Annotated in this window: 16 protein-coding genes; 12 read left to right on the forward strand and 4 right to left on the reverse strand. The window is 43.5% G+C overall.

The genetic code is table 11. The annotated features are described in order from the left end of the window. Window positions 1-111 precede the first annotated feature (111 nt). Complete coding sequence (locus tag ADA55_RS08475) at window positions 112-483, reverse strand: winged helix-turn-helix transcriptional regulator (protein ID WP_034309370.1); 372 nt, start codon at window positions 481-483, stop codon at window positions 112-114. 188 nt (window positions 484-671) lie between these two features. Between ADA55_RS08475 and ADA55_RS08480 the strand changes: the two genes are divergently transcribed. The 6 genes from ADA55_RS08480 (at window position 672) to ADA55_RS08505 (ending at window position 6,157) form a co-directional block, all read left to right on the forward strand. Next, window positions 672-1,877 (forward strand): MFS transporter, encoded by a 1,206-nt coding sequence (locus tag ADA55_RS08480; RefSeq protein WP_034309369.1) that lies wholly within the window; start codon window positions 672-674, stop codon window positions 1,875-1,877. 174 nt (window positions 1,878-2,051) lie between these two features. After that, window positions 2,052-2,894 carry an aldo/keto reductase gene (locus tag ADA55_RS08485; RefSeq protein WP_048681988.1) on the forward strand — a complete coding sequence of 281 codons (843 nt, stop codon included), beginning with the start codon at window positions 2,052-2,054 and terminating at the stop codon, window positions 2,892-2,894. 164 nt (window positions 2,895-3,058) lie between these two features. Further along, window positions 3,059-4,087: an NADH:flavin oxidoreductase/NADH oxidase gene (locus ADA55_RS08490; protein ID WP_048682014.1), complete on the forward strand. Its 1,029-nt coding sequence runs from the start codon at window positions 3,059-3,061 to the stop codon at window positions 4,085-4,087. 157 nt (window positions 4,088-4,244) lie between these two features. Beyond that, on the forward strand, window positions 4,245-4,556 hold the full coding sequence (locus tag ADA55_RS08495) for a rhodanese-like domain-containing protein (protein ID WP_048681991.1): 312 nt from the start codon (window positions 4,245-4,247) through the stop codon (window positions 4,554-4,556). A gap of 268 nt (window positions 4,557-4,824) precedes the next feature. Continuing rightward, a complete protein-coding gene (locus ADA55_RS08500; protein ID WP_048681994.1) occupies window positions 4,825-5,907 on the forward strand; it encodes a tartrate dehydrogenase in 1,083 nt (360 codons plus the stop codon). A 64-nt stretch (window positions 5,908-5,971) separates the two neighbouring features. Continuing rightward, a complete protein-coding gene (locus ADA55_RS08505; RefSeq protein ID WP_048682016.1) occupies window positions 5,972-6,157 on the forward strand; it encodes a sporulation protein Cse60 in 186 nt (61 codons plus the stop codon). A gap of 114 nt (window positions 6,158-6,271) precedes the next feature. On the opposite strand, the gene ADA55_RS08510 is transcribed toward ADA55_RS08505, so the two are convergent. Then, window positions 6,272-7,198 carry an SDR family oxidoreductase gene (locus tag ADA55_RS08510; RefSeq protein WP_048681997.1) on the reverse strand — a complete coding sequence of 309 codons (927 nt, stop codon included), beginning with the start codon at window positions 7,196-7,198 and terminating at the stop codon, window positions 6,272-6,274. A 147-nt stretch (window positions 7,199-7,345) separates the two neighbouring features. Here ADA55_RS08510 and ADA55_RS30005 point away from each other — a divergent pair, with 147 nt between their 5' ends. From ADA55_RS30005 to ADA55_RS08520, 3 genes are all read left to right on the forward strand, one after another. Then, window positions 7,346-7,516, forward strand: a complete 171-nt coding sequence (locus ADA55_RS30005) for a hypothetical protein (RefSeq protein WP_164855101.1) — start codon at window positions 7,346-7,348, stop codon at window positions 7,514-7,516. Window positions 7,517-7,753: 237 nt separating this feature from the next. After that, on the forward strand, window positions 7,754-8,314 hold the full coding sequence (locus ADA55_RS08515) for an MEDS domain-containing protein (protein ID WP_048682000.1): 561 nt from the start codon (window positions 7,754-7,756) through the stop codon (window positions 8,312-8,314). Between the two features lie 19 nt (window positions 8,315-8,333). Next, on the forward strand, window positions 8,334-8,648 hold the full coding sequence (locus ADA55_RS08520; protein ID WP_082162828.1) for an MGMT family protein: 315 nt from the start codon (window positions 8,334-8,336) through the stop codon (window positions 8,646-8,648). A gap of 165 nt (window positions 8,649-8,813) precedes the next feature. Here ADA55_RS08520 and ADA55_RS08525 read toward each other — a convergent pair whose 3' ends face one another. Then, complete coding sequence (locus tag ADA55_RS08525) at window positions 8,814-10,079, reverse strand: NAD(P)/FAD-dependent oxidoreductase (protein ID WP_048682005.1); 1,266 nt, start codon at window positions 10,077-10,079, stop codon at window positions 8,814-8,816. 205 nt (window positions 10,080-10,284) lie between these two features. On the opposite strand from ADA55_RS08525, the gene ADA55_RS08530 reads away from it, so the two are divergent. Next, window positions 10,285-11,886, forward strand: a complete 1,602-nt coding sequence (locus tag ADA55_RS08530) for a putative polysaccharide biosynthesis protein (protein ID WP_048682008.1) — start codon at window positions 10,285-10,287, stop codon at window positions 11,884-11,886. A 123-nt stretch (window positions 11,887-12,009) separates the two neighbouring features. Then, a complete protein-coding gene (locus tag ADA55_RS08535; RefSeq protein WP_048682011.1) occupies window positions 12,010-12,732 on the forward strand; it encodes a pseudouridine synthase in 723 nt (240 codons plus the stop codon). Window positions 12,733-12,816: 84 nt separating this feature from the next. Here ADA55_RS08535 and ADA55_RS08540 read toward each other — a convergent pair whose 3' ends face one another. After that, window positions 12,817-13,038 carry a DeoR family transcriptional regulator gene (locus tag ADA55_RS08540; RefSeq protein WP_034309346.1) on the reverse strand — a complete coding sequence of 74 codons (222 nt, stop codon included), beginning with the start codon at window positions 13,036-13,038 and terminating at the stop codon, window positions 12,817-12,819. Window positions 13,039-13,562: 524 nt separating this feature from the next. Between ADA55_RS08540 and ADA55_RS08545 the strand changes: the two genes are divergently transcribed. After that, a complete protein-coding gene (locus tag ADA55_RS08545) occupies window positions 13,563-13,913 on the forward strand; it encodes a hypothetical protein (protein ID WP_034309343.1) in 351 nt (116 codons plus the stop codon). Window positions 13,914-14,068 lie beyond the last annotated feature (155 nt).

The following is a 14,068-nucleotide window of genomic DNA, read 5'->3' on the forward strand; positions in this document are numbered from 1 at the left end:
AACCTTAAATAGTTTCGTTTTAAAAACAACAATCTTTACGAAAAGAGCCATTAGTTAAGTCTTTATAAACAAAAAAAGATTAGCCATTGCGCTAATCTTTTTCATTTGGGATTACTTTAATTGATCATTCAAGACACTTTCCTCGAGAACGGAAAACTTATCACCATACACCCTTGTTATGTGGTTTTCCCCCCATGTACATAGTGCGGAAAGAATACTTTCCAGGCTTTGTCCATACTCACTTAATTCATATTCCACTTTTGGGGGGACCTGGTTGTAAACGATCCGGTTGATGACTTCGTCCTTTTCCAACTCCCTCAACTGTTGGGTCAACATTTTTTGGGTGATGTTCGGCATAAGGCGCTTCAATTCACTAGTCCGCTTTTTCCCGTGGGTAAGATGGCAGAGGATAACGCATTTCCATTTTCCGCCCATTACTTCAAGTGTCGCTTCAACGGATATATTGTATTTCTTTTTTTGCATGATTTGCATACTCTCCTTACATTATAGGTACTAAAAGGTTCCTATATCACTTTAAAGTACGTACTGTTTTTTATTTGTATTATATCTCATAATAACATTTGCACACCGAATTCCACTGTACCATTTATAAAAAAAGTTGCTCAGGCAATTTCAATGATAGTACAAAACGACAAGAAGGAGAAGAGGATATGATTTCAAATAAAAATAGAAGTACATGGGCATTGCTGGCTTTAGCGATCAGTGCCTTTGCGATTGGAACAACTGAGTTCATCAGCGTGGGATTATTACCACTCATTTCTAAAGATTTACACATTACAGTGACGACGGCGGGACTGACGGTGTCCTTATACGCTTTGGGGGTCATGTTCGGGGCACCTATCCTGACATCACTGACATCGAATATGTCGCGAAAGACTTTATTGCTTTGGATAATGGTCGTGTTCATTATCGGAAATGCATTAGCGGCTTCTGCGACCACGGTCGGTGTATTATTGATCGCACGTGTCATTTCAGCGCTTGCACATGGTATCTTCATGTCAATCGGCGCTACGATTGCCGCTGATTTGGTCCCTGAAAACCGCAGGGCGAGTGCCATCGCCATCATGTTTACAGGTCTGACGGTGGCAACGGTGACCGGAGTTCCTTTTGGAACCTTCATCGGTCAGCAATTCGGCTGGAGATTCGCTTTCATCATCATAGTGGCAATCGGCTTGATCGCTTTCATTGGAAACGGCATCCTAGTCCCATCGGATTTAAGAAAAGCGGCACGGACCACTTTCCGTGACCAAATCAAATTGGTGACGAATGGGCGTTTGCTGCTAGTATTCATCATTACGGCGTTAGGGTATGGAGGTACATTCGTTGTCTTTACGTACCTGTCGCCTTTACTTCAGGAAGTGACAGGGTTTAAAGAAGGAACTGTAGCCTTGATTTTGTTAATATATGGAGTAGCCATAGCGATAGGAAATACCCTTGGCGGGAAATTCGCCAATCGCAATCCTATTAATGCCCTATTCTATATGTTTCTTATTCAGGCCATTGTTCTTGTGGTGTTGACTTTCACGGCACCGTTCAAGGTGGCTGGTTTAATTACGATCATTTTAATGGGATTGTTTGCATTCATGAATGTTCCGGGGCTTCAAGTGTATGTCGTCATGTTAGCGGAGCGTTTCGTGCCGAGTGCAGTGGACGTGGCGTCAGCCATCAATATTGCCGCCTTCAATGCGGGTATCGCCATTGGTGCCTACTTAGGAGGGGTGATAACGGATTCGATCGGATTGATCCATACAGCGTGGATAGGTGGGGTCATGGTGTTTGCAGCAGTGATTTTAACAGGATGGAGCCGGGCCCTGGAAAGTAAAGACCGTACCAAGGGAACGGACAAAATAGCATAGGATTAAAAAAAGTGATGCATCTTAGAAAAAGCGTGCTATGCGTATAGGGTATCAATGAAAAGTATCATTGCATCCCTTCAGTGAATGATGGAAGGTTCCTTGAAGGGATGTAATGATACTGATACTAAAAGCGCATTACAATCTATAAAAACAATCATTTGGAGGTAGAGTATTATGGTAAAAAACTTACAAGATACAACTACATTGCATAACGGCGTCAAAATGCCTTGGTTCGGATTGGGCGTATTTAAGGTGGAAGAAGGACCGGAGCTGGTAAATGCAGTTAAAGTGGCCATTAAACATGGTTATCGCAGCATCGATACGGCTGCCATTTATGAAAATGAAGAAGGGGTTGGACAAGGGATCCGTGAAGGCTTAAAAGAAGCTGGAATCTCGAGGGAAGACTTATTCGTAACATCCAAAGTCTGGAATGCCGATTTAGGCTATGAATCGACAATTGCAGCTTACGAAAAAAGCTTACAGAAACTTGGTCTGGAGTACCTGGATTTATATCTTATCCATTGGCCAGTGGAAGGAAAATATAAAGAAGCTTGGAGAGCGCTGGAAACTCTATATAAAGAAGGTAAAGTGAAAGCGATCGGTGTGAGCAATTTCCAGATTCACCACCTAAAAGATTTAATGGAAGATGCAGAAGTGAAGCCGATGGTCAATCAAGTGGAATGCCATCCGCGTTTAACTCAAAAAGAAGTTCAGGCATTCTGTAAGGAACAAGGAATACAACTTGAAGCATGGTCTCCTTTGATGCAAGGTGAACTTCTTGATAATGAGGTTTTACAAGCTATTGCAACCAAGCATGGCAAATCTGTTGCACAAGTCATTTTACGCTGGGATTTACAAAATGGGATTGTAACGATTCCGAAATCAACTAAAGAACATCGTATTGTCGAAAACTCAACTGTATTCGATTTCGAATTGACCGAAGAGGAAATGAACCAAATTGATGGATTGAATCAGAATCACCGTGTTGGTCCAGATCCTGATAATTTCGACTTTTAATTAAGTATGAAGGAGGGGGACGGGATATCCGTCTTTCTCTTTTTTTATGGATTTCGCATCGGAATTTACAATGACAGCTTCGGGAATCTGATTAGTTGACACCGTATTACTGGGATGATATAAATGCATGTGCATGCATTATATAAAAAAGGAGATGAAGAATGATGAATGATTTATTTTCACCTTATCGCATAAAAGAACTTGAACTTAAAAATAGGATCGTCATGCCGCCGATGTGCCAATACTCCGTCGAAGCGGAAGATGGTATACCAACGAACTGGCACCAGCAGCATTATGTAAGCAGGGCAGTTGGCGGCACGGGGTTAATTATAGTGGAAATGACCGATGTGGAGCCTGATGGGCGCATTTCGAATCGCGATCTTGGATTATGGTCCGACGATCAAATTGGGGCTTTCTCCAACATCGTTAAGGAAGTTCATCAATACGGTGCAAAAATCGGGATACAAATTGCCCATGCAGGCCGTAAAGCGGAGGATGCGGAACCGCCGGTGGCACCCTCAGCCATTGCGTTTGATGAAACGTACAAAACACCAAGAGCTTTAGAAACGGAAGAAGTGAAGGAAATGGTCGATAAATTCCGGGCATCGGCCAGAAGGGCAGTTCAAGCAGGATTTGACGTAATCGAATTACATGGTGCACACGGGTATTTAATCCACCAATTCACATCACCGCTTACGAATAAACGTGATGACGAATATGGAAGAGACCTGACTAAATTCGGAGTGGAAGTCATTAAAGCAGTGAAAAGCGAAATGCCTGCCGACATGCCTTTAATCATGCGCATTTCTGCAAAAGAATACGTTGAAGGCGGATATGGTATTGAAGAAAGCATTGCATTTTCACAAGTCTTTAAAGAAGCAGGCGTCGATATGTTCCATGTAAGCTCTGGAGGAGAAGGCCCGATTGGAGCAGACGGAAGACCTGGTACCCATGCCAGCTATCAAACTCCGTTGGCCAGGGAAATCAAAAAGGCTTTGGATATTCCGGTGATTGCTGTAGGTCGATTAGATGATCCGATTCTTGCAAATTCAATCATTGGTAATGAAGAAGCGGATTTGGTTGCCATCGGCAGAGGAATGCTGCGAAACCCTTATTGGGCACTTGAAGCATCTAAAGCTTTGAATATAAAAACGGAGATCCCTAAACAATATCAACTGGGATTCAAGCATTGATACGGATTTTTAAAACGCCGGCGAATATTATATTCGCTGGCGTTTTTCCATTCAGTGCATGAGGGGATTTGCATACGCGAATCCATTACGTGATGTTTGACTGGAAATTTTGCTATAATGAAAAAGATAAATCAAACGATAATTCGAGGTGCTAATCATGGAAGAAATCAAAATCATTACAACGGAAGAAGTGGAAGCTAAGCTTGAGGCAGGAGAAGCGATGGAGCTTGTCGATGTTCGTGAAGACGAAGAAGTGCAAGAGGGAATGATCGAAGGCGCGAAACATATTCGCATGAATGATATCCCGGCGAACCTTGACTATTTTGATAAAGAAAAAGAATATATCTTTATCTGCCGTTCAGGACGCCGCAGTGAAAATGTATGCCATTATCTTCAGGAACATGGATATAAAGTGGCAAACATGGTTGGCGGAATGCTTGAATGGGACGGCGAAGTCATCGTTAAGTGAAGTTCTTCAAAAAGACCTGTTACTTTTGTAAGCGTAAATCCAAGAATGTGACGGCTTATTTGAATGAAGAAAGAAAAAAGATCATGGTTTGTTCACAATGCCGTGAATATGCGGAAAGACGTGCATATTTGAAGGTGTGAAAACAAAGAGTCCTTTCATCATGAAAGGACTCTTTTTTCTATATGAACCTTACTTACGGGGATTCAAACTTTATATGTTAAAATTAGGGTGCCGAAGTCAGAAAATATAGAAAAAGGAGAGTTGAAGAATGAATGTTCATAAAATAGCGGTCATTGCGGGTGACGGGATTGGCCCTGAAGTGATTAATGAAGGTGTAAAGGTCCTTAAAGAAGTGGCGGCCATTGCCGGTGATTTTTCTTTCCAGTTCACCTATTTTCCATGGGGCTGTGAATATTACCTTGAGCACGGCAAAATGCTGCCCGACGATGGACTGGAACAACTGATGAAGTTTGACGCCGTGTATCTGGGGGCTGTCGGTTATCCTGGTGTCCCGGACCATATTTCCTTACGTGAACTTCTGCTGAAGATCAGAAAGGGATTTGACCAATATGTGAATGTTCGACCCGTTAAATTGCTTCAAGGTGCACCCTGTCCATTAAAAGACGTGACTCGTGACCAAATCGATATGGTTGTCATCCGTGAAAACAGTGAAGGGGAATATTCCGGTGCCGGTGATTGGCTTTTTAAAGGCAAGCCGGAAGAAGTCGTCCTGCAGACGGGGGTCTTTTCACGAAAGGGAACCGAGAGGATCATCCGTTATGCTTATGAACTGGCGCGCAAGACGGGAAGGACGCTAACGAGCATAAGCAAGGCGAACGCATTGAATTATTCAATGGTTTTTTGGGATCAGGTATTTGAAGAGATTGGACAGGAGTATCCGGAAGTAGAAACGAATTCCTATCTGGTCGATGCGGCAAGCATGTATTTTGTCAAACAGCCCGAACGGTTTCAAATCGTTGTCACCTCCAATTTGTTCGGTGACATCATAACGGATTTAGGTGCTGCCATTGCAGGCGGGATGGGACTGGCGGCCGGTGCCAATTTAAACCCGGAACGGATTTATCCTTCGATGTTCGAACCGATTCATGGTTCAGCCCCGGATATAGCACATCAAGGCATCGCCAATCCACTTGCGGCCATATGGTCCGCCAGTCAGATTCTCGATTTCTTTGGACATGAGGTTTGGGGTGCAAAAGTGTTGGACGTGATTGAACAGGCGATGGTCGATAAAAAGATGCTGACTCCTGATATGGGCGGGGCAGCTTCTACAGAGGAAGTCGGGGATGAAGTGGTTAAAATATTATCCGCTTTACAAACAAATCAAGTATAAAAATCAAGTGAAAAGGGCATCCTGCACAATAACTATCATTATAGTAAAAGGGCGGGGAGAGCCGATGATACAAGTGAAATTATTTGATTATGAGCATGAAAAGGACCTAGAGGATGAAATGAACTTTTTCCTGGAAGACATTCGTGATAATCAAATTGTCGATATCAAATACAATGTCGCCACTACAGGTGAAGAGGAAGAGGAACAGATCTACTGTTTCAGTGCGATGATCATCTATAAAAAAAAATAAAGGCCGGCTGGCCCGATAATCAATAATAGACTACCTATTGCTTGCTGACGGGCAATCAAAGGTAGTCTTTTTTCCGTCTGACTTCCTCGGAAGGGGGCATGTTCGTTGTGGAAATTAGGACGATGTCGCTTCCCCGCCGTTGACATGAAGTGTTTGTCCTGTCACAAAACGGGAATCATCAGAGGCGAGATAGACAAAGGTGGGAGCCAGTTCAAATGGCTGGCCTTGACGCTCCATCGGATTATCGACTTGTGTCACTTCGTCTGCCGAGAAACTTGCCGGGATGAGGGGTGTCCAAAACCTTCCGGGCGCAATGGCGTTCACCCGGATGCCTTGATCGACAAGACTGTTTGCCAAGGCACGGGTAAAACCAATGTTGGCCCCTTTAGTCGCCGTATAATCTATTAATTGCTTATTCCCATTGAACGTCACGACAGAAGATGTATTAATGATGGAGGACCCAGCTTTTAAATGGGGAAGGGCAGCACGCGTCGTGTAGAAGTGGGAATAGATATTCACTTTGAAGGTATCATCGAATTGCTCATCCGTAATATCAAGCAAGCTTAATTGCTGAAATTGAATGCCTACGTGGTTACAAAGTATATCGAGCTTTCCAAATGTTTCGATGGTGTCTTCCACGATATTGATGCATTGCTGCTTATCCCTTAAGTCCCCAGGCAGCAGTAAGCAACGTTGCCCAAGCTCTTCAATTCTCGTTTTAGTCCGATTGGCATCCTCATGTTCATCCAAATAAGCGATGGAAACATCTGCCCCTTCTTTAGCAAAAGCGATGGCAGCCGCAGCGCCAATCCCGCTGTCTCCGCCAGTTATCAATGCGACTTTACCTGTTAATTTCCCGCTGCCCCTATAATTGGGATTTTCGATGATGGGCCTGGGCACCATTAATTTTTCTACACCGGGTTGGCGAAATTGGCGTTGCTCCGGAACCGTGATGGGTACGTCTTGATAACGGGTGATCTTCCCATAATTCGGATGCATGGGATAGCTACCGGATGATTTCTTTTTATTATCTTCAGCCATGAGGGGTCCTCCTAAAAAAGAATTTAGTCGGATTACTTTATGATGATCAGGCATATGCCGTGCATGAAGAACATGTATCGGGACGGGCTCGTTGCCGTGCGGCTCGAATATGCTGAAGGGTAGAAAAAAGTTTTTGGAGGCCTCTATATGCCATATTATTATAGCGAAGAAGTGAAGTGGTTATTGGTCGAACAATCTGATGAAAAAGTGGAGTTGTTATATGACTCCAACCCAAATACCTTTGAATTGCCGCTTATTGGACCAAGACCGCCATATTATTATAACCCTCGCTATGTGCCGTATTATCCCGTGATTTAAGGGTGAACATCAAAAGGGAAAATGCATGAAGTACGGAGTCTGCCGGATTGGGCTGCCTAGGTCTTTTTAAGAGTGGACTGAAAGCAGCCACAATTCGACTCAACTAAATTCCAGATCTTAACATGACATTAGGAAAAACTGATTATATTCTTCTATGAATTTTACAAACACGGAGATAATGGGTAAAGTTATACATAATACATAGAGCGGACTGGTGTATTTAAAGGAGAGATCCATTTGAATAACAATATGAAACAACTAATAGAAAATCTACAGCAATCGGATGGTGGCCATATTTTATACTGTTTTAATGATTTGGAGTCATACATTGAAAATGAGGCAACTTTCATCATTACCGGTGTTCAACAAGGAGACCATATCCTGGTCGTCGAAAACGACCGTATCTTTCCTTTCGTGTACAAGAAATTGCAGCTTCATTTAAATGAGGAGCAATTGGAGCAAGTGCATCTTATGAATAATTTTGATTTTTATTGTTTTCATGGAGACTTCCACCCTTCGACGATGGTTCATTATTTCTTGGAAAATATCGAGATATACACTAAACGCAATCAGCACGTTCGGACTTGGGGCCATGTTGAATGGGGCCATGACGATCAAGTCAGCTTTGCGATAGGCGAATATGAAAAAGGGATCGACAAATTGATCAAGGAAAGAGGACTGATTTCTGTATGTGCATACGATGATTGCAGAGTGCCTGTCGAGCTTAAAACAAACTTGATCAAGCATCACGGGATCCTGATTACCGATGAAGAAATCACGATTTTAGCAAACGGATAGAATAAAAGGGGCGAGTTATTTGGAAAGTTTTACTGAACGCGTCATTCATATCATACAACGAATCCCCTCCGGTAAAGTGATGACATATGGTCAAATAGGACAGCTCGCCGGAAGTCCGCGCGGTGCAAGGCAGGTCGTAAGGATCCTTCATTCTAGCAGCAAAAAACATGACCTTCCTTGGCACCGGGTGATCAATGCCAAAGGTGAAATCGGGATAAAAGCGGAGGGCGCTGCAGAACACCAGAAGGCGATGCTCGAGAGTGAAGGCATCATGTTCACGGGCCGGAATACCATTGACCTCGAAGCATATCGCCATCATCCAGAAATATTTTAAACGCATAGCCGGATAGTAGAGGCGGGCGCGGGTTCGGTCGAAAAGTACAGTGAAGGCCCAAACAAGAGTACCTACACCAGAATCAAAGCCTAATGAACACGATGTATAGGCTTACGAAATCGCAGTAAAAGAGGCTGGTCCAAGCGGATCAGCCTCTTTTACGGATTATGAACGGGCAGACATGGCAGCATTCATGCCGGCGAGTCTGCCGGTTACTAATGCAGATGTGATATTGTAACCGCCTGTGTATCCGTGTATATCCAGAATTTCACCGCAGAAATACAGTCCGTCCATTAGTTTGGATGCCATTTCCTTTGGGTGTATTTCTTTGACGGATACGCCGCCGCCTGTTACGAAGGCTTTTTCTAGCGGCTGGGTGCCGTGCACCCCGAATTGGAAGTCCTTGCATAATTCTGCAAAGCGGCGGATTTTTTCATTTGATATCGTCGCCCCTTGTTCTTGAAGGTCGATGCCGCTTCGCTCAAGCAGGAAGTGAAGGTATCGCTCAGGAACTAAACCTTTTAAGGTGTTTTTAATGGCTTTTTTCGGTTCGGCTTTTATTTCCTTCATGATGTCTTGAAAAACCTCTTCCTTGTTTCGGTCCGGCAGGGCATCAAGTTTCATGGTCACTTCCGACAGGTTCCATTTTTTCATCGCTTTCACGACAAATTGGCTGCATCTTAGAACAGCTGGACCGGAGACGCCAAAATGGGTGAAGAGCATATCCATTCTATGTGTGATCAGGGCCTTGCCCTTTGGGTTAAGGACACTCAATGAAACATCGCGAAGTGCGAGACCTTGAAGTGTTCGATCTTTAATGAATGTTTCATGGCTAAGTACGGGAACTTCAGTCGGGAACAATTCGGTAATCGTATGCCCCGCCTTTTTAGCCCATGCGTAGCCGTCTCCGGTTGAACCGGTGTGGGGAACTGATTTCCCGCCGACTGCAATCACGACTGCTTCCGTGTCAATGGTCTGGCCATCTTTTAACCGGACACCGCTGGTTTTTCCATGTTCATAGAGAACTTCCGCAACTGGAGAGTTCTTGTAGATCGTTACTTTTAAATTCGACAGGCGCGTCAGAAGGGCATCCACGACACTTTGCGCTTTATCGTTGACAGGGAACATCCGGCCATGGTCCTCTTCTTTTAGAGCCACGCCCAATTTTTCAAAGAATTGAATAATGTCCTCATTATTGAACTCTGAGAAAGCACTGTATAGAAATCGCCCGTTTCCAGGGATATGCTGAATGATTTCATCGATTGAGAGCCTGTTCGTCACATTGCAGCGTCCGCCGCCCGAGATTGCAAGTTTCCTTCCAAGCTTCTCGCCTTTATCCACTAACAATACATGGGCACCTTTTTCCCCGGCCGCTATTGCTGCCATCAATCCGGAAGGACCGCCGCCAATTACCACTACATCATATTTCAAATTGATCACCACTTTATCATTTTCAGTCCCTTCATTATATAGCAAGAGCCCGTCAGATTGCGAATGTAGAAAAAAAGGAATTATTTGTTTGTGTATTATCTTCGAAAACGATAAACTTGAATGTAGTTTTCTATAGAAAAAATACTTTAATATGATAAGATAAAGAGCGTGTGAAACGTAACTGACAGAGGCAGGAAGGGATTAGATGTCATCTAAGTTTTTAAAAGGGGCTTTTATATTAACGCTGGGAGCGATCATTTCCAAGGTTCTTGGTTTATTTTATGTCATCCCATTTGAACATATGGTTGGGAATAAAGGGGCTACCCTCTATCAATATGGGTACGTTCCATATACCATTTTCATTAGCTTTGCAACGGCCGGCATGCCGCTTGCAGTATCTAAATTCATCTCGAAGTATAATGCGCTCGAGGAATACGCAGTCGGTGAGAAGTTATTTAAATCGAGCCTGAAATTAATGGTAATCACCGGTTTTCTCGCTTTTTTGATTCTCTATACGATGGCCCCGCTGTTTACTGGAGTCTTTGGGGTCAAGCCGGAAGATGCTGCGGATGTCACGGAGATCATTCGGGCAGTCAGCTTCGCCTTGATTTTTGTACCGTTCATGAGCATCATCCGCGGCTTCTTTCAAGGGCATGAAGCGATGGAACCAACGGCCATTTCCCAGGTTGTCGAACAAATTGTCCGCATCGTGTTCCTTCTGGCCGGTGTGTATGTTGTTTTGAATGTCCTTGACGGAGAGTTAGTGAGAGCCATCCAAATAGCTACCTTCGCGGCGACGGTCGGGGCTGTCGGCGGTTTAGTGGTGTTATTTTGGTACTGGAAAAAACAAAAACCATATTTGGACAGCTTGATGAAGAAAGACAGGGGAACGATGGAAATTTCCCTGAAGGAGATTTATAAAGAAATATTCCTTTCGTCGATTCCTTTCATATTCGTCGGAATCGCGATGCCGATGTTTCAGTTGGCTGACTTATTGTCTTTCAATAAGGCGATGTCGTCGATCGGGCTGCAGCATGTTGCTGAGGATGCACTAGGGGTGTTGAATGTGTATGCCCAGAAGCTTGTCTTGATTCCGATGACGCTTGCAACCGGGTTTTCAATGGCGCTTCTTCCTTCGGTGACGAAGGCATATGTAAGCGAAGATTCAAACGAGTTCAACCGCCAGCTGAACCAAGCCTTTCAAATTTTGTTGTTCATTACGATTCCAGCAGTCGTTGGCATGTCTGTGCTGGCCGATCCGATCTATAGTGCCTTTTACAGCCATGATCCACTTGGAATCAGTGTCCTGAAGGCATATGCGCCCGTGTCCATCTTGTTTGCACTTTTTTCCGTTTCGGCCGCTGTATTACAAGGGATCAATCAGCAAAAATATACAGTGCTCAGCCTGCTTGTGGGCTTTTTAATCAAATTGAGCTTGAATATCCCGTTGATCAAGTTGTTTGAAACGGAAGGATCCGTTTATGCTACGGCATTCGGCTACTTGGCTGCCGTGCTGCTGAATTTGTATGTCATTACCTACTTTACTGGATATCGTTACAGCCTTACCATCAGAAGATCTGTTTTGATCACAGTTTTTTCAATAATAATGGGACTGGCTGCCTGGGGCATGAACAGTTTATTATCGCTATGGCTTACAACGGAAGGGCGCTTCCAGGCGATTTTGATCGTGGCCGTTTGTGCAATTTTTGGAGCGCTCGTTTATGCGGCCCTTTCCTTGAAAAGCAAACTTGCCCATCGTTTGTTCGGTGCCCGGATCGATCGGTTAAAAGCTAAATTGGGATTGTAAGCTGGAAGTTTGATGTGTAAAAAAAAGGGTATTGAATGGTGAATCCCCGATTAAAATATATTGGTCTTGCCTGTCATTAAAGTGGGCAAGGCTTTTTACTGAAAAAGGCTTTAGGAGGAAACGATGAGAATAGATAAGATTTTATCCAATATTGGTTATGGAAGCAGGAAAGAAGTGAAAAAGCTCCTGAAATCCGGCGCCGTCAAGGTTAATGAAAGGCTGATTAAGGATCCGAAGGAACAAGTGGACCCTGATGCGGAAAACGTGACGGTTCATGGTGAACGGGTTGAATACAGGGAATTCATTTATTTAATGATGAATAAACCGCCGGGCGTATTGTCGGCAACGGAAGATAACTACCAAGAAACGGTCATCGACATCTTGGAGCCGGAAGATTCGGTATTCGAGCCATTTCCTGTAGGCCGTCTTGATAAGGACACAGAAGGTTTATTGCTGATCACGAATGACGGAAAGCTTGCCCACCAACTGCTTTCCCCAAAGAAACATGTCCCTAAAACATATTTTGCGGTCATTGAAGGCGAAGTGACGGAACGGGATATCGAGGCATTCCGCAACGGGGTGACCTTGGATGATGGATACGAAACAAAACCAGGTGAATTGAACATTCTAAAATCAGGCCTGACATCGGATATCGAGCTGACGATCATGGAAGGAAAGTTCCATCAGGTGAAGCGGATGTTTGAGGCCGTTGGCAAACGTGTCGTCTACCTAAAGCGTCTTTCCATGGGGAGTTTACAGCTTGATGAGGAACTCGAGCTTGGTGAATACCGTGAGTTGACGGCGGAGGAGCTTGAACAGTTAAAGGCGGGCCAACCGGCTGAATGATGGCTGGACACAAAAAATGAGGCGGACAATATTGTCCGCCTCAAAGTATTTTACATATCGATCTTGTTCGGGTGGTCGTTCTTTTTACGATGACATCTTCACCTTTTTACTTGTTGTCGTCCAAAGGCCTCGGCTTGGGCTTTGAACAAGGTCATTGTATGCTAAGACATTTAAATCGCGCTGCACAGTTCGAGGAGTGATGCCAAATTCTTCTACAAGCTCTTGAGTAGAAACCGTACCGTTATTGCTAATGAACATATAAACGGATTTAATACGGGTTAACATGCGATTTGTTGAAGGTTTCAAAAAATCACTCCTTATTCTTTTCATTGTTATTTTGAACAAATGAAAACAACCGATATGTCGGACAGCATTCCAGCTGTCACTATGTACTTGCTATACCCACCCTATAACTCCTCGGAAACATTAGAAAAAATAAGATGTCATTAGCTTCATTCTACCCCTTTGCAAAAGCAAATTCTAGGAAAAGATACTAATTGACTAAATATTACATTTATTATATCAAATTTTAACAAAATTATTCTCATTGCCTATACAAAATTAATAAAGAGCTGTTCCATTTGTTCATGCTCATATTTTGCCAATAAAGAATGCTTACTATGCACACAATACAATCGTTGACTTTTAAAGCATATGCATGTTATTTTACTTAAAACGGTCCTTAAATCGTAATTATTACGCTTTATGTGTTGATGGAGGAATTGCTTGATGGCTTGCCATTACGATGTCATAATGAGGTATCGGGCACTATAGACTTTTTATACATATCCAAGAGGATTTAAATATAAACCAATTCGAGGTAGAGCCATATGAACGATAGATTAATGGAGTTTTTATTGCGCGACGAAGTAACCAGACTTTCTGGCGTCAAAAAGCAAGTGTATGAATTCATCGTGAACGAAGAAGATTATCTTGCATCGAAGGCGGACACGGTCGATCAATTCATGAGATTGCTGGTAAAGCATTCCCCGCCCAGGCTTGCAGCCCGTCATTTCAATATGCCCTATGGGGAAATCATCCGTTTCATGAATGAAATAGAAGATGAACTGAATGAGAGATTAGAGGAAAGATGCAAGAAAGTGAAGTGGATGGACTACACGGAAAAGGACCAGCAGGCATTTGAGGAATATCATAGGAAGTTATATCTTTTCGTAAATTAATCAATTGGATCATGAAAATGCCCCGGAATGAAAGGGCATTTCAGACGTAGACAAACTAGATGAAAATCGAATTTGGCTACAGTATTTTTCCTTGTACAAATTTAGACGTTGATTGGAACGTAGGGCACTCGCTTTCCGCGGGCGGTCCGCCCTCG

The organism is Bacillus sp. 220_BSPC, assembly GCF_001054655.1.
Classification (GTDB): domain Bacteria; phylum Bacillota; class Bacilli; order Bacillales; family DSM-1321; genus Peribacillus; species Peribacillus frigoritolerans.